Source organism: Vreelandella titanicae BH1 (assembly GCF_000336575.1).
Taxonomy (GTDB): Bacteria; Pseudomonadota; Gammaproteobacteria; order Pseudomonadales; family Halomonadaceae; genus Vreelandella; species Vreelandella titanicae.
Window position 1 is genome coordinate 1 of sequence record NZ_AOPO01000022.1, and the last position, 23751, is coordinate 23751.

Below are 23751 nucleotides of genomic sequence, written 5' to 3' on the forward strand. Positions count from 1 at the left end.
GTTGTGCTCAACGCTGCCAATGAGGTTGCAGTTGAAGCATTCCTACAGCGTCGAATCGGCTTTACAGCCATTGGGCAACTGGTCGCCGACGTCTTGTCGCGCCCCTATCAAGGCCGTGTTGATAGCCTTGATAGCGTATTAGCAACGGATCAGTGGGCGCGACAGCAGGCGCTGGAACTGGTAACAAAATGATACGCTTAAGCATTCGCTGGGCTGGTCGTTAGAGCGGGGCATTAAGGAGTTCAGTGTGGGCCTTATACAGAATATTTTAGCGGTCATTGTGGTGTTGGGCCTGTTAGTGACCTTCCACGAGTTTGGCCATTTTTGGGTGGCGAGGCGCTGTGGGGTCAAAGTGCTACGGTTTTCTGTAGGCTTTGGTAAGCCGCTATGGTCGCGGGTTGACCGCCACGGCACCGAGTTCGCGATAGCCGCCATTCCGCTGGGTGGCTATGTCAAAATGCTCGATGAGCGTGAGGCGCCGGTTCCGGAAGAGCAGCTTGATCAGGCATTTAACCGCAAAACCGTGTGGCAGCGCATTGCGATTGTGGCGGCAGGGCCAATCGCCAACTTCTTGTTAGCGATTGTGGCTTACTGGGCACTGTTCGTGGCGGGTACCACGGTGGTGTCGCCAATGGTAGGTAGCGTTGCGCCTGACTCGCCCGCCGCCGAAGCCGGACTTGCCAATGGCGATGAAATTGTCGCCATTCAGGGCGATGAGATGCGCTCTTGGGAAGATGTTAACCTCAAACTGGTATCGATTATTGGTTTCAGCGGTGAGCTGGATATAGACGCCCGCCCCGAAGGCGCGAGCGACCCTCAACGTTTTGGCTTATCGGTGACTGATTATTTGGTTCGCCAAGATCCGCCACAGCCGCTGCAATCGCTGGGTATTACTCCTTGGCAGCCGGAATTTCCGGCCGTTTTAGGCCAAGTAGTGAGCGGAGAGGCCGCCGAGCAAGCAGGCCTTGAGGCGGGCGATAGGATGGCGGCGATTAATGGCGAACCAGTGGATGATTGGATGCACTTCGTTAATATGGTGCGAGGTAATCCAGGTGAAACGCTGCAGCTCACCTATGAACGTAATGGCGAGCAGTCGAGTGTTGATTTAACCCCCGGGCGTAACCGCTTGGACACTGGGGTTGAAATTGGTTATATCGGTGCAGGCGCCGAGCAGGTCGAGTGGCCAGCAGCGTTTCAGCGTGAAATCCGTTACGGCCCTATCGAAGCGGTAGGCCAGGCTGTTTCGCGCACTGGAGAGATGACGCTCTTAACCTTAGATGCCATACGCAAAATGTTTGTCGGGCTTATCTCGCCTTCCAATTTGTCCGGGCCAATCACCATTGCACAGATCTCTGGTGATTCGGCCCGTGCAGGGATGGAAGCGTTTATTGGCTTTCTAGCGTATCTTTCTATCAGCCTTGGGGTACTAAACTTACTACCTATCCCGGTGCTCGATGGTGGCCACTTGCTCTATTATTTTATGGAGGTCGTGCGTGGACGGCCAGTATCCGAAAGAACCCAAGCCGTAGGACTGCGCATTGGGCTTGCCATGGTCGGCACCCTGATGTTGATGGCCCTCTATTTTGATCTGATGCGCCTGTGGTAATGACGCGTGTAGCGCGCAGGATGCCTTGTCATCTGCCTGCACAAATGTATATGGTGCCTTTCTGGAATGATAGGCAGACCAACGCGAGCGAATTGACTGCATGAAAATCAAGACCCTTGGAATGGCGGCACTCTTGCTGGCAGGCGCCAGCGGCGCCCAAGCACAATCCTTTGATGTTTCAGACATTCGAGTGGAAGGACTGCAGCGGGTATCCGCCGCCTCGGTCTTCAATGCATTTCCGGTGAGTGCCAATGAGCGCGTCAGCGAAGAGCAATTAGCTGCTGCTGCCCGTGACTTATTTGCCACAGGGCTATTTGACGATGTCTCCCTGGCACGCGAAGGCGATGTACTGGTTATTCAGGTCGTCGAGCGTCCGACTATTGCGCGGCTACAGATCAGCGGCAACGATCAAATCTCCGAAGAGGACTTGCGCAATGGTTTGCGTGAATCAGGGCTCTCGGAAGGCCAGGTACTGGAGCTCTCTACGCTGGAAGAGATACAGCGCGAGCTGGAAGGCGTCTACCAGTCTCAAGGTCGCTACAGCGCCAGCATCGATACCGAAGTGGAAGAGGTCGATGAGGGCCGGGTTCAGGTCAATATCAATATCAACGAAGGCGAAGTGGCCAAGATTCGCCAAATCAATATCGTTGGTAACGAAGCCTTTGATGATGAGACGCTGCGTGGCGTGTTTGAGTTAAATGATCGGCCAGGACGCTTTTTCGGCTGGTTCTCTAGCGACGAGTACTCCCGTGAAGCGCTTTCCGGTGATATTGAGCGGCTGCGTTCATTCTACTTGGATCGCGGCTACGTCAACTTCGATGTCACGTCCACTCAGGTATCGATTGGCCCTGAAAAGTCCGAAATCTTTATTACTCTGAACGTCGATGAAGGCGCCCAGTACCGGGTGGGCAATATTCGTTTCGCGGGTGATCTACAGATCAGCGAAAACGAAGCTCGCCAGTTACTCACCGTTAAAGAAGGAGAGATTTTCTCCCGCGGCGATGTGAATGCCTCCACCGAAGCCCTGCGCCAGCGTTTGGGTGCCGAAGGCTTCGCCTTTGCTGATATTCAAGGCGTGCCTGAAATGGCAGGGGACGGTGAAACGGTCGATCTGGTGATTGCTGTCAATCCCGGTGAACGCGCCTACGTGCGTCGTATCGAGTTCTACGGTAATACGACTACTCAGGATGAAGTACTGCGGCGTGAAATGATTCAGTTGGAGGGCGCACCCGCTTCCACCGAAGCCATTACACAATCGCGTCAGCGCCTTGAACGCCTGGGCTTTTTTAGCCAAGTAGAAGTGGATACCCAGCCTGTACCTGGTGAGCCGGATTTACTCGACGTTACTTATAATGTCGAAGAGCAGCCCTCGGGGTCGGTCTCTGCCAGCGTTGGTTTCTCCCAGAGTGCCGGGGTTATTTACGGTGTCGGCTTGTCACAAAATAACTTCTTGGGTACGGGTAACCGGGTCAATGTAGGGGCTCAGCGCAGCGACACCTTTACCAGTGTGAACTTTGGCTTCACTGATCCCTACTGGACGTTGGATGGCATTTCTCGCGGCTACAATGTTTTTTACCGCGAAACAGATTACGCCGATTCGGATATTTCGACGTTCTCGACGGATGCCTATGGTGCCGGTATCAACTTTGGTTACCCCGTAAGCGAACTGTCGCGTCTTAACTTCGGTGCCAGCGTTGAAGACCTAACGGTGAAAACCTACTTCGACACGGCCTCAGAAATTCGTCGCTATGTGGAAGATCAGGGCGAAGATGCGCAAAGCCTGAAGCTGACCGCTAGTTGGACACGCAACAATCTCAACCGCGGTATTATGCCGACCGATGGCAACTATCAGCGACTGTCGCTGGAAACCGGCGTGCCGGGCAGTGATTCGGAGTACTACAAGCTGCGCGCCCGTGCTCAACAGCTCTTCCCGATTAACGATGACGAGTCCTGGGCGTTCAAATTTACCGGCAATGTCGGCTATGCCGATACGCTGGGCGGCAACGATCCCTTCCCCTTCTATGAAAACTTCTACGCGGGTGGTCTTGGCTCGGTGCGTGGCTTCACGTCGAATACGCTTGGGCAGCGCACCACGCCAGCAACCGAAGGCGGCCGTGACCGCACGCTGGGCGGTAACGTTTCAGTAGAAGGTAGCGCCGAGATCATTTTCCCGCTGCCCTTTGTTGAAGATCAGCGCGCGCTGCAAACATCGCTATTCTTGGATGGCGGTAATACCTTCCTGACCTCTTGCTACGATGTGCTTGCAGAAGACGCAGGGCGTCAGCAGTGTAACTCCGGCGTTGATCTAGGCGATTTGCGCTACAGCGCCGGTATTGGCCTCTCTTGGCTGACACCGGTAGGCCCGCTGACCTTTAGCATTGCTGAGCCATTGAACGATAAGAGCGGTGACGACACTCAGTTCTTCCAGTTCTCATTAGGACAAACGTTCTAAAGGGCAAACGTTCTAATTTTGCTAGACCGCGTGCCATGGTGGCGCGCGCTAGCGTGACCTAAGGAGATAACATGATGCGTAAACTGACAGCGGTGGTATGCCTGTTGGGCGCGATGATTTTGCCCGCTCACGCTGCAGAAGTAGCAGTGTTGGATTGGCGAGCAGCATTGATGAATACCCAGTCCGCACAGGCGTCAATGAGTACTCTGGAAGGGCAAATTGGCAATCAGCAGCGTGAAGCGCAAAACCTGGGTAATGAGTTGCAGCAGCTTCAGCAGCGTTTGCAGAACGAAGGCGAAACGATGGCTCAGTCCCAGCGGGAGTCGCTGATTAGCGAGCTTCAGCAGAAAGGCAGCCGTTTTGAACAGCTTCGCCAGGAAGTAATGCAGGCACAGCAGCGTTCCGAGCAGCAGTTTTTAGAAGGCGCCGAGCCTAAGCTGGAACAAGCGGTAGCAGAAGTGCTGGAACGCCATGGTATTGATGTGCTGGTTGAACCCCAGGGCGTACTGCACTCAGGTGTGGATCTGCCCAATGTGACCGATGAAGTCACCCAGATTTTTGATACCTTGAACTAAATTTAAACGCTAATTGGTGTGGTCAGGCCACACCAACGCTTCCCTGGGCTCCCATGACGCACGCTTCTCATCACTTTACCCTCGCAGACATTGCGCGCCAATTGGGCATTGCCGTCAGCGGTAATGCCCAGCAGCCGATACGCGGCTTGGCGACGCTAAAAGAAGCGCAGCCGGATCAAGTGGCTTTTCTGGCCAATCGTGCCTACCTGAAAGATTTGGCGACGACCAAGGCGGCCGCGGTATTGCTGCACCCTGAGCATGGCAAGCACTGCCCGGTAGCGCGTCTGGAAATCGATAACCCTTACTTGGGCTATGCCAAGCTATCGCAGTTGTTTGACCCACTGCCTGCCCGCGATATCGTCGGTATTCACCCCACCGCCGTCGTGGCGGAAGATGCTCAGCTAGGCGCCGATGTCTGCATTCAAGCTCATGCAGTGATTGAATCAGGCGTGGTGCTGGGCGACCGTGTGGTCATTGGGGCGGGCAGCGTGGTGGGAGCCGATACAATTATCGGCGAAGCAACGCGTCTGCACGCCAATGTCACCCTCTGCCATGGCGTGGTTATCGGTAAACGGGGCATCTTGCAAAGCGGCTGTGTGATTGGCGGCGACGGCTTCGGGTTTGCCCACGATGGCGCTGGCTGGCATAAAATCGCCCAATTGGGGGGCGTAGTGCTTGGCGACGACGTTGAAGTAGGCAGTTGCTCCAGCATCGATCGTGGCGCTTTGGGAGATACGGTGATTGGTGATGACGTCAAAATTGATAGTCAGGTACAAATCGCCCATAACGTCATTATCGGTGACCACAGCGCCTTAGCAGGCTGTGTGGGCATTGCTGGTTCGACCAAGGTCGGTAAGCACTGCATGCTGGGTGGTGGGGTCGGTTTATCCGGTCACCTAACCATTTGCGACGGCGTTCAGGTGACAGGTATGAGCCTTGTCACGAACTCAATCCATGAACCGGGGGTCTACTCATCCGGTACTGGCGCCATGGCTAATGCCCAGTGGCGTAAAAACGCGGTGCGTTTTAAACAGCTTGATGACATCGCTAAGCGCCTGGCTCGATTGGAAAAAAAGCAACGTGAATAGTAACGGCTGCATGACTTTTACCCGCTGCTGGTTTGAGACTAGATAACAGCGGGGTATAATCCACAGCCTTTTAACCAGTGCACGTGCTGGTATTTGCCTGACACTCTTCAGGAGCTGCAGGTTTTTGTTATTTTAGAGGTCGCTACGATGGTTATGGATATCAATGAAATTCGCGAGTACTTGCCCCACCGTTACCCCTTTTTGCTGGTGGATCGAGTAACGCAATTAACCACCGGCGAATCCATCGTTGCGTACAAAAATGTCAGCATTAATGAGCCATTTTTTAACGGCCACTTTCCGCATCACCCGATTATGCCCGGCGTACTGGTGATTGAAGCCCTGGCCCAGGTATGCGGCATTCTCGGTTTTAAAACGGTCAATAAACTGCCTGCCGATGGTTATGTGTACTATCTCGTGGGCAGCGATAAAGTGCGCTTTAAACGCCCGGTAATGCCGGGCGACAAGCTCACCTTAGAGGCCGACGTGATTAGAGGTAAACGGGGTATCTGGAAATTTGCATGCCGTGCCACGGTTGACGGTGAGCTGGCCTGCGAAGCAGAAATTATTTGTGCCGAGAGGAAGGTGGCTTGATACATCCGACTGCACTGGTCGACCCGGCGGCGCGCCTTGCCGACGACGTTGAGGTTGGCCCCTTTAGCATCATTGGCCCCGACGTCACGATCGGCGCGGGCTCCGTGATAGGCCCTCATGTGGTGGTTAAAGGCCCCACCTCGCTAGGCGAACGTACGCGTATCTTTCAGTTTGCCTCGGTAGGTGAAGACTGTCAGGACAAAAAATACGCAGGCGAACCCACGCGGTTAGTGATGGGCGACGATAATGTGATCCGTGAAGGCGCCACGATTCATCGAGGCACCGTTCAGGATCGCAGCGAAACCACCATTGGTTCGCGCAACCTGTTTATGGCCTACGTGCATGTCGGCCATGACTGCGTGATTGGTAACGACTGCATTTTAGCCAATCAGGTTACCTTGGCGGGCCATGTCACCGTCGGTGATCATGCCATTCTGGGTGGGTTGGCGGCAGTACATCAGTTCTGTCACTTTGGCGATCACGCCATGGCCGGTGGTGGCTCGATTATCACCAAGGACACACCCGCCTATATCATGATTAATGGCAACCCTGCCGAAGCGCGTGGCCTCAACCTGGTGGGCTTAAAGCGCCGCGGCTTTAGCCGCGAAGCAATTAGCGCCTTAACCACCGCCTATAAAATGGTCTATCGCCAGGGACTGACTACAGAGCAGGCGCTTGTCGAAATGCGTAGCCGCTTTGATTTGCCCGAAATCGAGCATTTCGCCGCCTCCATTGAGCGTTCTACCCGCGGCATCACCCGTTAACCCATGCTAATCATTTTATGACCCTGCAACGTGTCTATCTCGTGGCTGGGGAACTCTCCGGCGATATCCTTGGCGCTGGGCTGATGCGTGAACTTAAAGCGCGCCACCCCGGCGTCGAGTTTCGTGGCATCGGCGGGCCGCGCATGCAGGCAGAGGGCATGGAGAGCCGCTTCCCTTTAGAGACCCTCGCGGTGATGGGGTTGGTTGAGGTGCTTAAGCACCTCCCCGAACTGATCCGCGTGCGGCGTACGCTGAAAGCCGAAGCGCTGGCCTGGCAGCCGGATATTATGCTCGGCATCGATGCGCCTGACTTCAATTTAGGCCTGGAACGCCAGCTCCGCGAAGCGGGTATTACTACTGCCCATTACGTAAGCCCTTCCGTATGGGCGTGGCGCCAGGGGCGGGTAAAAGGCATCGCTAAATCGGTGGACGGCATGCTGACACTGCTGCCTTTTGAAGCCGCCTTCTATCGCAAACACCGTGTTCCCGTTGCCTTTGTGGGTCACCCTCTGGCCGACGAAATGCCGCTGGAAAATGACCGTATTGCCACCCGTCAGGCGCTGAAGCTGGCGCCGGATAGCCAGGTGTTAGCGCTGCTGCCCGGCTCTCGGGCCAATGAAATTCGCTTTTTGGGTGACACCTTTCTTAACGCTGCCGAACAGCTCTGCCAGCGCCACCCCACGCTGCAAGTGGTGATTCCTGCAGCCACCGCTGATCGCCGCCGGGAAATCAGCGCACTGCTGGCTAGTTACCCGCTGTTGGTGGAGCGTACTGCGCTTTTGGATGGTCAGGCCCGCGAAGCCATGGTGGCGAGCGATGTGGTGCTGCTGGCCTCGGGTACCGCCGCGCTGGAAGCCATGCTGTGTCACCGCACCATGCTAGTGGCCTACAAAATGGCCCCAGCCACCCACTGGCTGGCTAAACGAATGGTGAAAACCCAGTGGGTATCGCTACCCAATTTGATTGCCCAGGAGACGCTGGTGCCCGAGCTGATTCAAGACGCCGCCTCTCCAGAGGCGATTGCCGAGCAACTCAGCGCTATGTTGGCCGACGAGGCAAGTCGACATGCCTTGGAAACACGCTTTGCCGAGATGCACGCTACGCTCCAGCGTAACGCCAGCCGTCGCGCCGCCGAGGCGATTAACCTGTTGGCCGCGGGTCAGCCGCTGGAGAGTGTTGATGGCCATTGAGCACTGGTTGATCGAGCACAAGGATTTTCCAACGCTAGAAATTGCCTACAGCGGCGAGCGGCTGGCGGGGGTCGATGAAGTAGGCCGAGGGCCGCTGATCGGCAGCGTGGTGGCCGCGGCGGTGATTCTCGACCCCGCTCAGCCGATTGACGGTCTTACCGACTCTAAAAAGTTGACGGCGCGCAGGCGTGAAGCGCTGGATAGACAAATTCGCGAACGGGCGCTGGCCTTCGCCGTGGCAGAAGCCAGCGCAGCGGAAGTGGATGCGCTGAATATTTACCACGCCACCCACTTGGCCATGCGCCGAGCCATTGATGCGCTGGCACCGGCGGCGGAATATCTACTCGTGGATGGCAACAAATTACCTGGCCATCTGTTGCCCGGCCAGGCCGTGGTAAAGGGTGATTCACGCCACTGTGCCATTGCCGCGGCGTCGATTTTGGCCAAGGTCGCTCGCGATGCGCAGATGGTCGCCTTGGATGAGTGCTATCCTGAGTATGGTTTTGCGCGCCATAAAGGCTACCCGACCAAAGAGCACCTGACGGCGCTTGCAGCTCACGGGCCACTGGCCGAACATCGTCGTAGCTTCGCGCCTGTGCAGCGTCAGTTGGCGCTGCTTTAACGTATTTTTCTTCACCTAGCGTTTTGCTGAGAGTCTCATGACGGTTCCGTTCGTTCATTTACGTTTGCACAGTGAATATTCCCTGGTCGATGGCTTAGTGAAGCTAAAGTCGCTGGTTAGCACCACGGCTGAACGGGCGATGCCAGCGCTGGCCTTGACCGATGAAACCAACCTGTTCGGCCTGGTGAAGTTCTACAAAGCCGCCCAGGGGGCGGGGTTGAAGCCGATTATTGGCAGCGACTTATGGCTCCATAATCCCCATGACGAGTCCCACCCTTACCGGCTAACGCTGCTGGCGATGAACGATATTGGCTATCGCAACCTGACCGAGTTGATCTCGAAAGGTTGGACGCATGGTCAACGGCAGGGGCGCGCCATTCTCGATAAACAGTGGGTGCTGGAGCAGAGCGAAGGCTTGATTGCGCTTTCCGGCGCGCGGGAGGGTGAGATTGGCCGCCACCTGCTATCTGATCACGAGCAGGATGCACGGGTGCTGCTCGAAGAGTGGCAGGCGGCCTTTCCCGAGCGCTTTTATCTAGAGTTGATTCGCACCGGGCGCCCGCTGGAAGAGGCCTGCGTTCACGCCAGCGTCAAGCTGGCCATTGAAACAGGCACGCCAGTGGTGGCGACCAATGACGTGCGCTTTCTTGAGCGCGAAGATTATTGGGCCCACGAGACCCGCGTCTCCATCGGTGAAGGTAAAGCGCTGGACGACCCACGCCGCGAACGCCGCTACACTGAAGAGCAGTACTTAAAAAGCCCCGACGAGATGGCGGCGCTGTTTGCCGATATCCCCGAAGCGCTGGAAAACAGCGTGATGATCGCCGAGCGCTGCAGCGTGGATGTGCGCCTGGGCGAGATTTTCCTGCCCGAGTTCGGCATTCCCGAAGGGATGACCCAGGATGAGTTCTTCCGCAAAGTATCCCATGACGGTTTAACCGAGCGGTTGGATTTTTTGTTTCCCGCTGAACGCTACCCCCGCGACAGCGAAGAGTACCAGGCGATCGACCAGCGCTACCGCGACCGGCTGGAGTTCGAGCTCAACGTTATTATCCAGATGGGGTTCCCTGGCTACTTCCTGATCGTGATGGACTTCATCCAGTGGGCCAAGGACAACCGCGTACCGGTAGGCCCGGGGCGTGGTTCCGGTGCTGGTTCGCTAGTGGCCTACGCGCAAAAGATCACTGACTTAGACCCGATTGGCTACGACCTGCTGTTCGAGCGCTTTCTTAACCCCGAACGTGTCTCCATGCCCGACTTTGACGTCGACTTCTGCATGGAAAAACGCGACAAGGTGATCGAGTACGTAGCCGAGCGCTACGGGCGCAATGCGGTCTCCCAGATTGTTACTTTTGGCACCATGGCGGCGAAGGCCGTGGTGCGCGACGTCGCCCGTGCCCAAGGCCGTCCGTACTCGCTGGGGGATAAGCTCTCCAAGCTGATTCCCTTTGAAGTAGGCATGACCCTGGCCAAGGCGATTGAGCAGGAGCCTGCGCTGAAAGAGTTTATCGGCAACGATGAAGAGGCCGAAGAGATCTGGGAGATGGCGCTCAAGCTTGAGGGCACCACCCGGGGCACCGGCAAGCACGCCGGTGGCGTGGTCATCGCCCCCACCAAGCTGACCGATTTCTCTCCGCTGCTCTGCGATGAAGATGGCTCTGGCTTGGTGGTACAGTTCGATAAAAACGATATTGAAGAGGCGGGGCTGGTCAAGTTCGACTTCCTGGGCCTGCGGACGCTGACGATTATCGACTGGGCACTAGAAATGGTCGACAAGGTGCGCAGCGTTAACGGCCAGGGGCCGCTCAACATCGACAGCATCCCGCTGGACGACGCGCCAACCTTCGAGATGCTCAAGCGCGCTGAAACCACGGCGGTCTTCCAGCTCGAATCCCGCGGCATGAAGGAGCTGATCAAGCGCCTGCTGCCTGACTCCCTGGACGATATGATCGCCCTGGTGGCACTGTTCCGCCCCGGCCCACTGCAGTCGGGCATGGTCGACGACTTTATCAACCGTAAGCACGGCCGGGCCGAAGTCTCTTATCCACACCCGGATTACCAGCACGAGCTGTTGAAACCTGTCTTGGCGCCCACCTACGGCATCATCCTCTACCAAGAGCAGGTCATGCAGATCGCTCAGGTAATGGCAGGCTACAGCCTCGGCCAGGCCGATATGCTGCGCCGTGCCATGGGTAAGAAAAAGCCCGAAGAGATGGCCAAGCAGCGTGACGGCTTTATGGAGGGGTGTGCCGCCAACGGTATCGATAAAGACCTGGCCGGTAACATCTTTGACCTGGTAGAGAAATTCGCCGGTTACGGCTTTAACAAGTCTCACTCGGCTGCCTACGCGCTGGTGTCTTACCAAACTGCGTGGCTGAAAGCCCACTATCCGGGGCCCTTTATGGCCGCCGTTATGTCCACGGAAATGGACAACCTGGATAAAGTGGTGCCGCTGATTGAGGAGTGTCGGAACCTCAAGCTCACCGTAACGCCGCCGAACGTCAACGTCGGTGGTTACAAGTTCACCGTCGATACCGATGCGCGTGTGGTCTATGGGCTAGGCGCAATTCGCGGCGTGGGCGAAGGGCCCATTGGCGCCATTGTCGAAGCCCGCGAGGCAGATGGCCCCTTTAAAGATATCTTCGATTTCTGCCGCCGCATTGATCCCAAGCGGATGAATAAGCGCACCCTGGAGGCGCTGATTCGCTCCGGCGCGCTGGATACCCTAGGCCCCAATCGTGCGGTGCTGTTCGCAGCGATGGAGGACGCGCTAAAAGCCGCTGCCCAAAACCACGCCAATCAGAATCTGGGCATGCTGGATATGTTTGGTGATGCGTTCGCCGCGGCCGATGAAAGTGACGGTGACAGCAACGTTTACGCCGAATACATCAACGCCCGTGAGTGGACCGATCGCGAACGGCTCTCAGGGGAGAAAGATACCCTGGGGCTTTACCTGACAGGGCACCCGATCGACGAGTACGAGCGGGAGCTAAAACGTTTTGTCTCCACGCGGATCAGCGATTTAAAACCTTCTCGCGACCCCCAGCGCGTTGCTGGGCTAGTGGTCGGCGTGCGCACCATGAAGTCAAAGCGTGGTGATACCATGGCGTTTATCACCCTGGATGACCGCACCGGGCGTATTGAAGCTTCGCTGTTTGGGGAGCTATTCGAGCAACTACGCGGTCAGATTGAGGCTGATCAGGTACTCATCGTTGAGGGCGAAGTCTCCAGCGACGAATACTCTGGTGGCCTGCGCCTACGCGGTAAAGACGTTACACCAATGGTGACGGCGCGCATTCGCTACGGCCAAGCCGTGGAACTGGCATTGGACGCGGGGCAGATCAATGGCCGCTTAATTGAAACCCTGCGCGACAGCCTGACGCCGTATCGCGATCAAGAGGGGTTGCCGGTGCGCCTGCAGTACCGCCACCCAGCGGCAGTGGCTTGGCTGGAACTTGCCGATGAGTGGAAAGTCGCACCGAGCGACGACTTACTGCTGGCGCTGCAGGATGTCCAGGGTCAGACAGGCGTACAGCTACGCTATCGATAGCTGACGATACGTCACTAAACTATCGGAAGAGGGCAGGTTGAAGCGAGGGTCTTTCGGCCAGGGATGGCGAAAGTAGCGCCCAAGGATGGGTTCACAGCGCCCTCGCGGAGACCTGCCCTCGTGAGATTGCACTCTGTGCATAAGTGAGCCCACCTTGCGTGGCAGGGTCAGGGTGCGATAATACTTATTTTGATCAGGCTTGTTTTTGACAGGCAGCTTACAGGCAGAGCCGATGAATCCTAATTATCTCGATTTTGAACAGCCGATTGCCGAACTTCAGGCAAAAATTGAGGAGCTGCGTCTAGTCAGCTCCGATAGCCAAGTCAACCTTTCCGACGAGATCGCTCGGCTGGAAGAGAAGAGCCGCAAGCTGACGGAATCGATCTTCAAGGATTTGACTCCCTGGCAGGTTTCCCAGCTATCACGGCACCCTCAGCGTCCCTACACGTTGGACTACCTCGAACACATCTTCACCGACTTTGACGAGCTGCACGGTGATCGCAACTTCGCCGATGATGCCGCGCTGGTAGGTGGCATTGCGCGGTTGAATGATGCACCAGTGATGGTGATTGGCCATCAAAAAGGCCGCGATGTAAAAGAGAAAGTGCGCCGCAACTTCGGTATGCCGCGCCCAGAAGGCTACCGCAAAGCGTGCCGTCTGATGGAGATGGCCGAGCGCTTTAAAATGCCGATCCTGACCTTTATCGATACCCCCGGTGCCTATCCCGGTATCGACGCCGAAGAGCGCGGTCAGTCAGAGGCTATCGCCTATAATCTGGCCGTTATGTCGCGACTGAAAACACCGATTATCTCCACCGTGGTGGGCGAGGGCGGCTCCGGCGGCGCGCTGGCAATTGGCGTCTGCGACGAACTGCAAATGCTGCAGTATTCGACCTACTCGGTGATCTCACCGGAAGGCTGCGCATCGATCTTATGGAAAAGCGCTGAAAAAGCCTCTGACGCCGCTCAGGCTATGGGCATTACCGCCGAGCGACTGAAAGAGCTGGGTTTCGTCGATTCGCTGATCAAAGAGCCGCTCGGTGGTTCCCACCGTCACCCGCTAACCACTGCTGAGCGGGTCAAAGAGGCGCTTACCGCGAGCTTGGGGCGTCTGCAGTCAATGGACACTGACGCGCTGCTGGAGCGTCGCTACAAGCGTTTAATGAGCTATGGCGCCCCAGCCGCTTAATACGCTGCAACGCTTGCTCAACGACGCCCTGGCGGAAACCCCGCCGGGGCGCTCTATTTGGGTGGCACTCTCAGGTGGTTTGGACTCCTGCCTGCTGCTCGCGTTAGCCGCACGGGCCTGCGAACAAGCAGACCGCCATTTGCGGGCTATCCATATTAACCACGGCCTACAGGCAGCAGCGCAGACATTCGAGGCGCGCTGCCGGGATATGTGTGTGCGTTTGAACGTGCCGCTATCAGTGGTCAATGTGACGGTAGATGCACAAGGTGAAGGCATCGAAGGCGCCGCTCGCAACGCCCGCTATGAGGCTTTTTTGGCCACCATCCCCACTGGCGATACGCTTTGGCTGGCCCAGCACCAGGATGATCAGGCGGAAACCTTTCTGCTCGCCGCTCTGCGTGGCAGCGGGCTACGCGGCCTGGCTGGTATGCCCTATCGCCGGGAGGTCCAAAGTACCACCTTGGTGCGCCCCTGGCTCTCCGTGCGCCGAGCTGAACTTGAAGCTGCGGCTGGGCTGCTTCAGTTGCGCTGGTGCGAAGATCCCACCAATCAAGATATTCGCTTTGATCGCAACCGCCTGCGCCACCGAATATTGCCTGCATTGCGCGAGCGCTGGCCCACAGCCGTCGCTGCTTTAGCCAATAGCGCAACCAACGCCGGTGACGCAGATGCGGTGCTTAGCGAGTATTTAGCAGCCGAGCTAAACGAGCTCGTCACCGGAGAAGGGCAGATAGATGCGAGCGCACTTAGTCAGCGCTCCCGTCCCCGCCAGCGGCTGCTGGTGCGTACTCTTTGCCAACAGCAAGGCTTGCCAACACCGCCCCAGAAGCGTTTAGAGAGCCTGCTGGATCAATTGAATGCCAAGGCGGGTGCCGCGGTATGCGTTGAGTGGCCGGGTGCTCAGGCGCGCCTATGGCGCCAGCGGCTCTATCTGATGGTGCCTTTTGAAGCGTTATCGTCGTGGGAGGTTAGCTGGGATGGTCAAACGCCACTGGAAACGCCTATCGGGCCGCTAGGGTGGCAGGTGGCCTCATTACAAGAGCCGTCTCAACCGCTGAGAGCGACCTGGCGACAAGGTGGGGAGGTTATTCAACTGCCTAAACGAGGGCGGCGCGACCTAAAGCGGTTGCTACAAGAGGCGGATATGCCGCCCTGGGAGCGCCAGCGGCTGGTGGTTATCATGCAGGGGGAGGCGTGTATCGGGGTGGTTTGTCCCCCTGCTCAGCTGTTATGGCAGGCAGAGGGCGTTTGCTTTACCCGTCTGACTTCGCCTGCTTAACGATCAGCTTAAAACCGGCGGCTTCCATAAACGCCTGCTCCTGTTCCAGGTCGGTACTCAGCAGGGTGGGTTCATCGCTGGCAGGCAGCGTGATCGTCAAGCTATCGCTGTCAGCGCTTATTTCCGGTAGCGAGGGCGCGGTTTCCGGGCGGGAATGGTTGAGCAAAACGGCTAAACGCAGCAGTCGGGCGAGCTTCTGGGTCGTCTCCTGTTGCGCTTCCGGCAGGGCCTGCCACTCCTTGAGCGGAAATTTACGCCGGTGCGCGCGCACTAAAAACGCCAGTTGGCGCTGTTCAGGGCGTGAAAAACCCGCGAGATCCGAATGCTCCAGCAGGTAGGCGCCGTGGCGATGAAACTGGCTGTGAGAGATCGCCAGGCCGATTTCATGCACGTGGCTAGCCCACTGCAAATAGCGCCCTTGGTCAAGGTTCAGCGTCCATGCATGGCGTACCTGCTGAAACAGTCGCTCGGCAGTGTCGGCGACGTTAAGCCCTTGACGGGTATCAACATCGTAAGTGCGCTGTAGCGACTCCAGGCTTTTCGAGCGCGAGTCTTCGGCGGTATTGCGCCCGGCCATATCGTAGAGCACGCCTTCGCGCAGCGCCCCATCGGCAAAACGCATTTGGGTTAAATCAAAGGCCTCAAAAATCGCCCCGAGAATAGCAATCCCCGCCGGGAAAACTTTGGCACGGTCAGCCTTGAGGCCCTCCAGCGCGACTTTATCCAGTTGCTTGCACTTCAGCAGCCGTTCGCGCAGCTTCTTTAAACCGGCGCGAGTGATAACACCCTCGTGGGGCGTATCGCCATAGGCATGCAACACGCTGGCGGCGGCCTTGATCGTGCCGCTGGAGCCGACTGGGTCGTCCCAGCCCAGGCGTTGATAGGGGCGCTGAATGTTGGCGAGCTCTGAAAGAGCGGCGAGCTCGGCGCGGCGCATATGTTTTTCGTTCAACTCGCCGTCGGAGAAGAAGCGTCGGGAAAATGTCACGCAGCCCATGCGCAGGCTCTCCAGCGCTTTGGGCTCAAAAGCTTCACCAATAATGAATTCGGTCGAGCCGCCGCCAATATCGACGATTAATCGGCGGCCATTTTCGGCCAGCGCGTGGGCGGCGCCTAAATAAATCAGCCGAGCCTCTTCGCGGCCGGCGATAATTTCGATGGCGTGGCCTAACTGTGCTTCGGCGCGCTCGATAAATGTTTGGCTATTATCGGCATCGCGTAGCGCGTTAGTGCCGACAATGCGCAAATTGGCGTTGGTGATATCGCTTAAAAACGGCGCGAAGCGGCCCAGGCAATCTAGTGCGCGCTGCATTGCCTCTTCGCTGAGCAGGCCATCATCGTCTAGTCCCGCAGCGAGCTGCACCTTTTCGCCCAATCGGGCCACCACCTGGAGGCGTTCATGCTGGTAATTGGCCACCAGTAGATGAAAGCTGTTGGAACCCAGGTCTATAGCGGCGAAGCGCTGCGGCGCACCGCTGTCTACCTCAGCGGGAGCGGTGGCAATGGGGAGCGAAATGTCCTTGGGCATGAGCTTTCCTTCGTGTTGGCTGTGCCAAGGTTGCGGCGACCTTTATCTATTGTCAATTGCTAGACACCTAAAGGCTTGCGTTTGTCGCGGCGCTTGACTACCATCGAGCTACTGGCCTGATCTGACCTGGTTAGTTAGCGTGTCCACAAGTACTTCGCAGCTGAGATGAGTCGCTGTTTAGATAAATCATCTTGCATGCGTCGTGCAAGTACGGCACCTTGGTCGCCCCAGACGTTATTCACTGTTTATCCCGTTAGCGTCAGCCAGAATTCCAAGTCGTCAGATAGCCCACTGGTTCAACCACTTTCCTGGGGTAGCCAGATTAAACAAGTGTTAGCACCCTCGAGTTGAGTCTTAATAACAACAAGCAGCAGCGTTGTTAGTTAAGTCCAACGCCGTTCCTTTCATCTTCGAGCGCGTGCCTTTACCGGGGTCTGAACGCATCACACGGCGTCACTTTCACGCCTCCTGTCTTATTCCCGGCGCCTGGCGCCCAGCTTCCATGAGCAACTTTCTAACACACCGATGAATCTCACTGAACTCAAGCAAAAAACCGTTCCCGAGCTCCTCGATATCGCCCGTGAAATGGGTATTGATAACTTGGCCCGTTCGCGCAAGCAGGACATCATTTTCGCCATCCTCAAGAAACACGCCAAAAGTGGCGAGGATATCTATGGCGACGGTGTGCTGGAAATTCTTCAGGATGGCTTCGGCTTCCTGCGTAGCGCTGACAGCTCCTATCTCGCCGGTCCCGACGATATCTACATATCGCCTTCGCAGATCCGCCGTTTCAATCTGCGCAAGGGTGACTCCATTTCCGGCAAAATCCGTCCGCCGAAGGAGGGTGAACGCTACTTCGCCCTGCTGAAGGTCAGTCAAATCAACTTTGACCGTCCGGAAAATGCCAAGCACAAGATCCTGTTTGAGAACTTAACGCCGCTGTTCCCAGACGATCGCATGCGTATGGAGATCGGTAACGGCTCCACGGAAGACCTTACCGCGCGGATCATCGATCTAACCGCGCCGATCGGTAAAGGCCAACGTGGTTTGCTGGTATCGCCGCCCAAGGCGGGTAAAACGCTGATGTTGCAAAACATCGCGACCTCCATCACGCGCAACAACCCAGAGTGTCATCTGATCGTACTGCTGATCGATGAGCGCCCTGAGGAAGTCACCGAAATGTCGCGCACCGTGCGTGGCGAAGTCGTGGCGTCAACCTTTGATGAGCCGCCAGCGCGTCACGTGCAAGTCGCTGAAATGGTTATCGAGAAAGCCAAGCGTTTGGTTGAGCACAAGAAAGACGTGGTCATTCTGCTCGACTCGATTACTCGCTTGGCGCGTGCTTACAACACCGTGGTGCCCAGCTCTGGCAAAGTGCTCACCGGTGGTGTCGATGCCCACGCCCTTGAGAAGCCAAAACGCTTCTTTGGCGCGGCGCGTAATATCGAAGAGGGCGGCAGCCTGACGATTATCGCCACGGCGCTGGTCGATACTGGCTCCAAAATGGACGAAGTCATCTTCGAAGAGTTCAAGGGTACCGGTAACATGGAAGCCCACCTGGATCGCAAGCTGGCTGAGCGTCGTGTATTCCCGGCGATCAATATCCGTCGCAGTGGCACCCGTCGTGAAGACCTGCTGGCTTCTGAGGATGAAATGCAGCGCATGTGGATTTTGCGCAAGCTGCTCAATCCGATGGAAGACACCGCCGCCACTGAATTCCTGATTGACCGTCTGAAAGATACCAAGACCAATCTTGAGTTCTTTGAAGCGATGAAGCGCCGCTAGCTTGTGGTGTAAAAAAGAGCGCCGCTAACGCGGCGCATTCGCCAGCCAGGGAGCGTGCCTTGAAGTACAAAGACTTGCGTGAGTTCATCGCGGCGCTTGAAGCCCAGGGTGAACTCAAGCGTATTCATGTCGAAGTCGATCCTTACCTGGAAATCACCGAAATTTGCGACCGCACGCTGCGTGCCGGTGGCCCGGCGTTGCTGTTTGAAAACGTCAAAGGCCACGACATGCCGCTGTTGGGCAACCTGTTTGGCACCCCTAAACGGGTTGCGCTAGGCATGGGCCAAGAATCGGTAGAAGCGCTCAGAGAAGTGGGTAAGCTGTTGGCGTTTCTCAAAGAGCCTGATCCGCCGAAAGGCTTGAAAGACGCCTGGGACAAGCTGCCGATCTTCAAGCAAGTACTCAGCATGGGGCCGAAAAACGTCAAGCATGCGCCGGTACAGGAAGTGGTGTATGAAGACGACGAGGTCGATCTCGGCCTGCTGCCGATTCAGCACTGCTGGCCTGGCGATGCGGGGCCACTGGTCACCTGGCCACTGGTGATTACCAAAGGGCCGCACAAGAAGCGCCAGAACCTAGGGATTTACCGTCAGCAGAAGATTGGCAAGAACCGCCTGATCATGCGCTGGCTCTCCCATCGTGGCGGCGCGCTGGATTTTCTGGAGTTCCAGAAAGCCCACCCAGGCGAGCCTTTCCCGGTTGCGGTGGCGCTTGGCGCCGACCCGGCGACGATTTTGGGCGCCGTCACCCCCGTGCCGGATTCGCTTTCAGAATACGCCTTTGCGGGCCTACTGCGCGGTTCGCGTACCGAGCTGGTGAAGTGCGGTCATGCGGATCTTGATGTGCCCGCGTCCAGCGAGATTATCCTCGAAGGCTTTATCTATCCCGATGATATGGCGGCGGAAGGCCCCTTTGGTGACCACACCGGTTACTACAATGAGGTCGACCACTTCCCGGTGTTTACCATCACGCGGATGACCATGCGCCGTGATGCGATCTATCACTCGACCTATACGGGACGTCCGCCGGATGAGCCGGCGATTCTCGGTGTGGCGCTGAATGAAGTCTTTGTGCCCATTCTGTGTAAGCAGTTTCCCGAAATCGTCGACTTCTACCTGCCACCGGAAGGCTGCTCTTACCGTATGGCAGTGGTCACCATGAAGAAGCAGTACCCCGGCCACGCCAAGCGCGTGATGATGGGGGTATGGAGCTTTCTGCGTCAGTTTATGTACACCAAGTTTGTGATTGTGCTGGATGACGACGTGGACGCACGCAATTGGGAAGATGTTATCTGGGCGATCACCACCCGGATGGATCCCGCGCGGGATACTGTAATGGTCGAAAATACCCCCATTGATTATCTCGATTTCGCTTCGCCGGTCTCAGGTCTTGGCTCGAAAATGGGGCTTGATGCCACCAATAAGTGGCCAGGAGAAACTGACCGTGAATGGGGCACCCCGATTGTGATGGACGATGCCGTTAAAGCGCGCGTGGATGAACGCTGGGAAGCGCTGGGGATTGGTCTTGAATTGCCGCCCTCTCGCCGCTGAATGCGATGTATCGCTGACCAAATTTGTAAAAAGAGGCTTTCATGAGTGCAAGGACGTTGACTTGCCAAGTCACCGAGGTTGAGAACTTAAGCCCCGATGTGTTTGGCGTGACGCTAACTGGGCGCGCCGAAGCCATGCAGCATGCGCCGGGGCAATATTTAGAGCTTAAGCTGGATGACACCACCTGGGTGCCGTTTTCGATCGCCAGTGCCGATCGCAGCGATGGTGTTATCGAGCTGCATATTCAACACTGGCCGGAGCGGGATAACTCAGCGCGGCTGCGGGAACTGCTGCAGGTAGCCAATCAGCTCACGCTGCGTTTGCCCGGCGGTGAGTGCGTGCTTGATCGTGAGAGCGAAAGACCGCTGCTGCTGATTGCAGCAGGAACCGGTTTCTCCCAGATGAAAGCCATTGTCGAATCGGTACTGCATGAACAGCCCGAACGAGAAATTTCGCTGTGGTGGGCTGCCCGCGAACACCGCGACCTCTATTTAGAGCAACTGGCCAGCCAGTGGGCGCAAACCCACGCCAATGTCTGCTTTCATGCGGTAACCGAATCGCCCTTGGAAGAGCCGTTAGCAGCGGGCGAGCGGATTGCCCATCACCTGGGTCGTATTGATCAGGTGTTGAAAACCGCAGATATCACGCCAGAAACCCACGATGTTTATATCTCGGGTTCGCCCAATATGGTGTATGCCTGCCTGGATGTGCTCGACACAAAAGGCATAAAGCTTGAGCGGGTGTTTTCGGATGTGTTTGCCTACGCCCCTCGTTCTACTTAATATGATCACAGCGTTGTAACGTTCCCCCTGATATAGCGTTGGTAAAAAAGGAGGCTAACATGGCCCATCACGACGAAAACTTTAAAGACGATTCTGGTTTCCTGTCCATCTTTCTAGGCTTAGTGGTGCTGGTAAGTATGAGCGCGCTGCCCGCTACTATTGGTTGGGTACAAGCTTTTGGTGGTTGAGTGTTGCCATTTGCAGCGCTTGCAGGCAGGATAAAACTACAACGCCATGGCGGCAGCCCTGTCAAACGATTTACTTGGGCTAGTGATTGCCAGCGAAACTAACAGAATCTAACGGAATATGGGCATGCAGCGACTAACTAACCCACATACAGTGAACCCGCAGCCAGAATTGGCTGGCGGCTTTGCGTTTTATGGGTATTGGTTTAGCCTCGGTGTGCCCCTGGCCGACGCCTAACGTCGCGCCACCAGGCACACCACTCGGTTGCCTGCCGCAAGCACAGAAGCCCCGGTCGGTAACCCCGCCGGGGCTTCTGGCGTTTTGGGGCCTAGTGAGTTTCGGCAATAGTTATTCACCATTATTTCATCAAGGAGCAGCATCATGATTTATCGCGCACTGACTAACGCTTTCGCTACCAGCTTTGTGGGTTATGGCTATAGCTGGCGATTTAGCGACGCGCGGTCGGTGCTAGCTGCCACCTCCGACCGTGTTCACTTGGGTGGTCACACAACCATACGATGTCACACGATTGCGGAGAATTAATCATGAATGCGCCTGTCAGCCCTGTTATTAATAAAACCGTTGTATCCACTGCCCATGCTACTTCCCGGCTAACGCCTTCAGCGCCTGAGTCCAGTGCAAAGCGGCTGCCTACCCCCGCCGAACTCAGGCAACGTATCTCGTTAAGCGACCCGCTAAGTGAGCAAATTGCCCGCCAGCGACACGCCGTACAGCAAATTTTGAGTGGTCACGATGACCGCCTGCTCGTTGTCGTTGGCCCTTGCTCCGTTCACGACCCAGATGCAGCGCTAGAATACGCCGACCGCCTGGCTGCATTAAGCGAAGAGATCAGCGAACGTATTTTGCCGGTCATGCGCGTCTACGTTGAAAAGCCGCGCACTACCGTGGGCTGGAAAGGGCTGGCCTACGACCCAGGCTTGGATGGCAGTGGTGATATGCCACGTGGTTTGGCGCTCTCTCGTGAACTGATGCATGCCGTAACCACTCGCGGCTTGCCAGTGGCTACCGAGCTTTTACAACCGATGCTGGCGCCCTACGTAGACGACTTACTAAGCTGGGTGGCGATTGGCGCACGCACCACCGAATCGCAACTGCACCGTGAGCTGGCCAGTGATTTGTCAGCGGCGGTGGGGTTCAAAAATGCCACCAGTGGCGATGTACAAGTGGCTATCGATGCCATGAGTGCGGCGGCCCACCCGCACCAGCGTTTCGCGGTAGACCCGCAAGGCTACCCGATCGTCCAGCAAACTGCAGGCAACCCGCACACCCACGTAGTGTTGCGTGGCGGGCACGGTGAGCCTAACTATCAGGCACAACACGTACGTGCGGCAACCACCGCGCTGCGTAATGCCGGGCAAAACCCACGGCTAATGGTGGATTGCAGCCATGCCAATGCGCGTAAAGACCATCGCCGCCAGAGTGAAGTGATGCTGGATGTATTGGCGCAGCGTCAGGCAGGCGAAGCCAACCTGGTCGCGCTGATGCTGGAAAGTCACCTGTTCGAAGGCAAGCAGCCGCTCAAGCCCGGCGCCATGCGCTACGGCGTATCGGTCACCGACGCCTGCGTGGGCTGGGAAACGACCGAACACTTACTCAAAACGGCCGCGGAGCGTTTGGCGTAATTGCTTTTGTAAACGCTATTACTTGTTTGCCCTGGCCAGCCCCGTATCATAGGACGTTTGCAGCGATAATGAGGCTGGCCATGGTATTTACCCTAGAACATCACGACCCCGAGACCTACCGCCGCAAAGCCCGCATGATCAGCTTTGCCATGGCGGGGCAACTAATTATTTTTGGCCTCCTGTTCTCAATGCTCCTTACCTCCACCTTTGGCAGCAGCCTATGGCTCAATGCCCTAGGCGTGCTACTTGGGCTATTGGCCACCAGCGCGCTATTTGCCGTGTTGCGTGAGCGCCCATGGATGACGGAGGTGCGCTATGTCTGGCAACTCAAACATCATTTGTCGCAAGTCAGTGGCTATCTTTCGCAACTGCGCAAAGCGGTGGAAGAGAGCAACCGCACGGCGCTGGATCTGCTCACTTTCTATCACCAGGGCATGGCGCAGTTGGCGGAGCTCAATGGGCGCACCACCGATGACGACGCCGAACGGCTAGCGGAAAAAATGCAGGTTAAAATCAAGCGCGAAGAGCTGGGGTTGTCCCCGCAGGTGGAAAGTATCGATACGCACGATCTGCAGGCGTTCAAACGCGGGTAAGAAGTTCAGCAAGCAATAGAATTAGTTATATAGGGAGCATGACATATGAATACGTTAAAAGCATGGGGTGGGGCCATCGCCGCAGTCGGTATGATGGTGGTACTCGGGGGGTGTGCAGCCACGCCCTCCACAGAAACTAAAGCCGCTAACCAAGCAACGCTGGATAACCGGGCACCCTTTCTGCCCTCGGCGCTTTTTCCCGGCTCTGCCCAGCGTTTTGATGCGTGGCACTGCGAACCCGCTCAGCAGCACTTAGTGGCTGCCACCAACGCCAACGATTTGCGCCTATGGTCGCTGCACGGCGCATGGCGGTTGCCCCAAGCCGTCGTGGCCAGCGGCGCCCGCTACCAAGATGGTGAGATCAGCTTCTGGAACCGGGGTGACGAGGCGCTAGTGGAAACGCCACGAGGGCAGCTGCAGTGCTCGTTGGCCGAGCAGCGTGACGCCTTAACCCGAGCTGAAAAGCCCGGCGTGATGTTCTTTGGTCAGGGTAACGAACCGGGCTGGACGGTTGCGTTAGCAAATGACACGCCGACACTGACGATGGAAACGAACTACGGGGAAGAGCGTCTCCAGCTACCTTATATGGTTAGCGTGATGGACAATGAAGCTGGTCGAGTCGTGATTGAAAACGCTGACGTGGAGCCCTTTTTCCGCGTGCGTATCGATGCTGGGGCCTGTTTCGATAATATGAGCGGCAAGCCTTTTCCCGCTCGCGTTACGCTGACTTATGGCGGGGAGCAATATAGCGGCTGTGGCCAAGGTATTGCTCCCTAGA

General features: G+C 56.8%; 20 protein-coding genes and 1 pseudogene. 19 read left to right on the forward strand and 2 right to left on the reverse strand.

What is annotated here, in order from left to right:
* The 12 genes and pseudogenes from HALTITAN_RS22610 to tilS all read left to right on the forward strand — a co-directional run.
* Positions 1–192 (forward strand): annotated as a pseudogene (locus HALTITAN_RS22610) (1-deoxy-D-xylulose-5-phosphate reductoisomerase); the annotation flags it as partial.
* A gap of 55 nt (positions 193–247) precedes the next feature.
* Positions 248–1606, forward strand: a complete 1359-nt coding sequence (rseP, locus tag HALTITAN_RS22615) for an RIP metalloprotease RseP (protein ID WP_039860633.1) — start codon at positions 248–250, stop codon at positions 1604–1606.
* A gap of 100 nt (positions 1607–1706) precedes the next feature.
* A complete protein-coding gene (gene bamA, locus HALTITAN_RS22620; RefSeq protein WP_411572272.1) occupies positions 1707–4058 on the forward strand; it encodes an outer membrane protein assembly factor BamA in 2352 nt (783 codons plus the stop codon).
* Between the two features lie 74 nt (positions 4059–4132).
* Positions 4133–4633, forward strand: coding sequence for an OmpH/Skp family outer membrane protein (locus HALTITAN_RS22625; RefSeq protein WP_027957768.1), 501 nt, complete (start codon positions 4133–4135; stop codon positions 4631–4633).
* 53 nt (positions 4634–4686) lie between these two features.
* The gene (gene lpxD / locus HALTITAN_RS22630; protein WP_009288490.1) at positions 4687–5721 is read left to right on the forward strand and encodes a UDP-3-O-(3-hydroxymyristoyl)glucosamine N-acyltransferase; all 1035 of its coding nucleotides are present in this window, start codon (positions 4687–4689) and stop codon (positions 5719–5721) included.
* Between the two features lie 147 nt (positions 5722–5868).
* Positions 5869–6312, forward strand: a complete 444-nt coding sequence (fabZ, locus tag HALTITAN_RS22635; protein ID WP_022520189.1) for a 3-hydroxyacyl-ACP dehydratase FabZ — start codon at positions 5869–5871, stop codon at positions 6310–6312.
* Positions 6309–7076 (forward strand): acyl-ACP--UDP-N-acetylglucosamine O-acyltransferase, encoded by a 768-nt coding sequence (gene lpxA / locus HALTITAN_RS22640; RefSeq protein ID WP_039860639.1) that lies wholly within the window; start codon positions 6309–6311, stop codon positions 7074–7076. Before fabZ ends, lpxA begins: the two co-directional genes overlap by 4 nt.
* Before the next feature lie 17 nt (positions 7077–7093).
* On the forward strand, positions 7094–8266 hold the full coding sequence (lpxB, locus tag HALTITAN_RS22645; protein ID WP_039860640.1) for a lipid-A-disaccharide synthase: 1173 nt from the start codon (positions 7094–7096) through the stop codon (positions 8264–8266).
* Positions 8256–8888 carry a ribonuclease HII gene (gene rnhB, locus HALTITAN_RS22650; RefSeq protein ID WP_039860641.1) on the forward strand — a complete coding sequence of 211 codons (633 nt, stop codon included), beginning with the start codon at positions 8256–8258 and terminating at the stop codon, positions 8886–8888. The genes lpxB and rnhB overlap by 11 nt, the downstream gene beginning before the upstream one ends.
* Positions 8889–8925: 37 nt before the next feature.
* On the forward strand, positions 8926–12438 hold the full coding sequence (dnaE, locus tag HALTITAN_RS22655; protein ID WP_039860643.1) for a DNA polymerase III subunit alpha: 3513 nt from the start codon (positions 8926–8928) through the stop codon (positions 12436–12438).
* 232 nt (positions 12439–12670) lie between these two features.
* Complete coding sequence (accA, locus tag HALTITAN_RS22660) at positions 12671–13627, forward strand: acetyl-CoA carboxylase carboxyl transferase subunit alpha (protein WP_022520184.1); 957 nt, start codon at positions 12671–12673, stop codon at positions 13625–13627.
* The gene (gene tilS / locus HALTITAN_RS22665) at positions 13608–14906 is read left to right on the forward strand and encodes a tRNA lysidine(34) synthetase TilS (protein ID WP_039860644.1); all 1299 of its coding nucleotides are present in this window, start codon (positions 13608–13610) and stop codon (positions 14904–14906) included. Before accA ends, tilS begins: the two co-directional genes overlap by 20 nt.
* Here the strand turns inward: tilS and ppx are convergent.
* Positions 14881–16434 carry an exopolyphosphatase gene (gene ppx / locus HALTITAN_RS22670; RefSeq protein ID WP_009288494.1) on the reverse strand — a complete coding sequence of 518 codons (1554 nt, stop codon included), beginning with the start codon at positions 16432–16434 and terminating at the stop codon, positions 14881–14883. The genes tilS and ppx overlap by 26 nt on opposite strands.
* Positions 16435–16959: 525 nt before the next feature.
* Between ppx and rho the strand changes: the two genes are divergently transcribed.
* The 4 genes from rho to HALTITAN_RS26255 are packed head-to-tail and all read left to right on the forward strand — an operon-like array spanning position 16960 to position 20739.
* Positions 16960–18219, forward strand: a complete 1260-nt coding sequence (gene rho / locus HALTITAN_RS22675) for a transcription termination factor Rho (RefSeq protein ID WP_007111700.1) — start codon at positions 16960–16962, stop codon at positions 18217–18219.
* A gap of 59 nt (positions 18220–18278) precedes the next feature.
* On the forward strand, positions 18279–19769 hold the full coding sequence (gene ubiD, locus HALTITAN_RS22680; RefSeq protein ID WP_009288495.1) for a 4-hydroxy-3-polyprenylbenzoate decarboxylase: 1491 nt from the start codon (positions 18279–18281) through the stop codon (positions 19767–19769).
* 41 nt (positions 19770–19810) lie between these two features.
* Positions 19811–20551 (forward strand): FAD-binding oxidoreductase, encoded by a 741-nt coding sequence (locus tag HALTITAN_RS22685; protein ID WP_009288496.1) that lies wholly within the window; start codon positions 19811–19813, stop codon positions 20549–20551.
* A 59-nt stretch (positions 20552–20610) separates the two neighbouring features.
* Positions 20611–20739, forward strand: a complete 129-nt coding sequence (locus HALTITAN_RS26255) for a hypothetical protein (RefSeq protein WP_022520180.1) — start codon at positions 20611–20613, stop codon at positions 20737–20739.
* 231 nt (positions 20740–20970) lie between these two features.
* Here HALTITAN_RS26255 and HALTITAN_RS25655 read toward each other — a convergent pair whose 3' ends face one another.
* Positions 20971–21120, reverse strand: coding sequence for a hypothetical protein (locus HALTITAN_RS25655; RefSeq protein WP_159175997.1), 150 nt, complete (start codon positions 21118–21120; stop codon positions 20971–20973).
* 162 nt (positions 21121–21282) lie between these two features.
* On the opposite strand from HALTITAN_RS25655, the gene HALTITAN_RS22690 reads away from it, so the two are divergent.
* The 3 genes from HALTITAN_RS22690 (at position 21283) to HALTITAN_RS22700 (ending at position 23750) form a co-directional block, all read left to right on the forward strand.
* Entirely contained in the window at positions 21283–22380 is a 1098-nt protein-coding gene (locus HALTITAN_RS22690; protein WP_039860647.1) for a 3-deoxy-7-phosphoheptulonate synthase, read from the forward strand.
* Positions 22381–22460: 80 nt separating this feature from the next.
* Positions 22461–22973, forward strand: a complete 513-nt coding sequence (locus HALTITAN_RS22695; protein ID WP_039860648.1) for a DUF3087 family protein — start codon at positions 22461–22463, stop codon at positions 22971–22973.
* Between the two features lie 45 nt (positions 22974–23018).
* Positions 23019–23750, forward strand: coding sequence for an MliC family protein (locus HALTITAN_RS22700; protein ID WP_009288499.1), 732 nt, complete (start codon positions 23019–23021; stop codon positions 23748–23750).
* Position 23751: the final 1 nt, after the last annotated feature.

Bases quoted from the DNA above. Each gene is read 5' to 3' on its own strand.
- bamA (WP_411572272.1), top strand. From the start codon at position 1,707: ATGAAAATCAAGACCCTTGGAATGGCGGCACTCTTGCTGGCAGGCGCC.
- tilS (WP_039860644.1), top strand. From the start codon at position 13,608: ATGGCGCCCCAGCCGCTTAATACGCTGCAACGCTTGCTCAACGACGCC.
- dnaE (WP_039860643.1), top strand. From the start codon at position 8,926: ATGACGGTTCCGTTCGTTCATTTACGTTTGCACAGTGAATATTCCCTG.
- HALTITAN_RS22685 (WP_009288496.1), top strand. From the start codon at position 19,811: ATGAGTGCAAGGACGTTGACTTGCCAAGTCACCGAGGTTGAGAACTTA.
- ppx (WP_009288494.1), bottom strand. From the start codon at position 16,434: ATGCCCAAGGACATTTCGCTCCCCATTGCCACCGCTCCCGCTGAGGTA.
- lpxB (WP_039860640.1), top strand. From the start codon at position 7,094: ATGACCCTGCAACGTGTCTATCTCGTGGCTGGGGAACTCTCCGGCGAT.
- fabZ (WP_022520189.1), top strand. From the start codon at position 5,869: ATGGTTATGGATATCAATGAAATTCGCGAGTACTTGCCCCACCGTTAC.
- HALTITAN_RS22700 (WP_009288499.1), top strand. From the start codon at position 23,019: ATGAATACGTTAAAAGCATGGGGTGGGGCCATCGCCGCAGTCGGTATG.
- lpxD (WP_009288490.1), top strand. From the start codon at position 4,687: ATGACGCACGCTTCTCATCACTTTACCCTCGCAGACATTGCGCGCCAA.
- HALTITAN_RS22690 (WP_039860647.1), top strand. From the start codon at position 21,283: ATGAATGCGCCTGTCAGCCCTGTTATTAATAAAACCGTTGTATCCACT.
- HALTITAN_RS25655 (WP_159175997.1), bottom strand. From the start codon at position 21,120: ATGATGCTGCTCCTTGATGAAATAATGGTGAATAACTATTGCCGAAAC.
- rnhB (WP_039860641.1), top strand. From the start codon at position 8,256: ATGGCCATTGAGCACTGGTTGATCGAGCACAAGGATTTTCCAACGCTA.
- HALTITAN_RS22625 (WP_027957768.1), top strand. From the start codon at position 4,133: ATGCGTAAACTGACAGCGGTGGTATGCCTGTTGGGCGCGATGATTTTG.
- HALTITAN_RS22695 (WP_039860648.1), top strand. From the start codon at position 22,461: ATGGTATTTACCCTAGAACATCACGACCCCGAGACCTACCGCCGCAAA.
- rho (WP_007111700.1), top strand. From the start codon at position 16,960: ATGAATCTCACTGAACTCAAGCAAAAAACCGTTCCCGAGCTCCTCGAT.
- accA (WP_022520184.1), top strand. From the start codon at position 12,671: ATGAATCCTAATTATCTCGATTTTGAACAGCCGATTGCCGAACTTCAG.
- HALTITAN_RS26255 (WP_022520180.1), top strand. From the start codon at position 20,611: ATGGCCCATCACGACGAAAACTTTAAAGACGATTCTGGTTTCCTGTCC.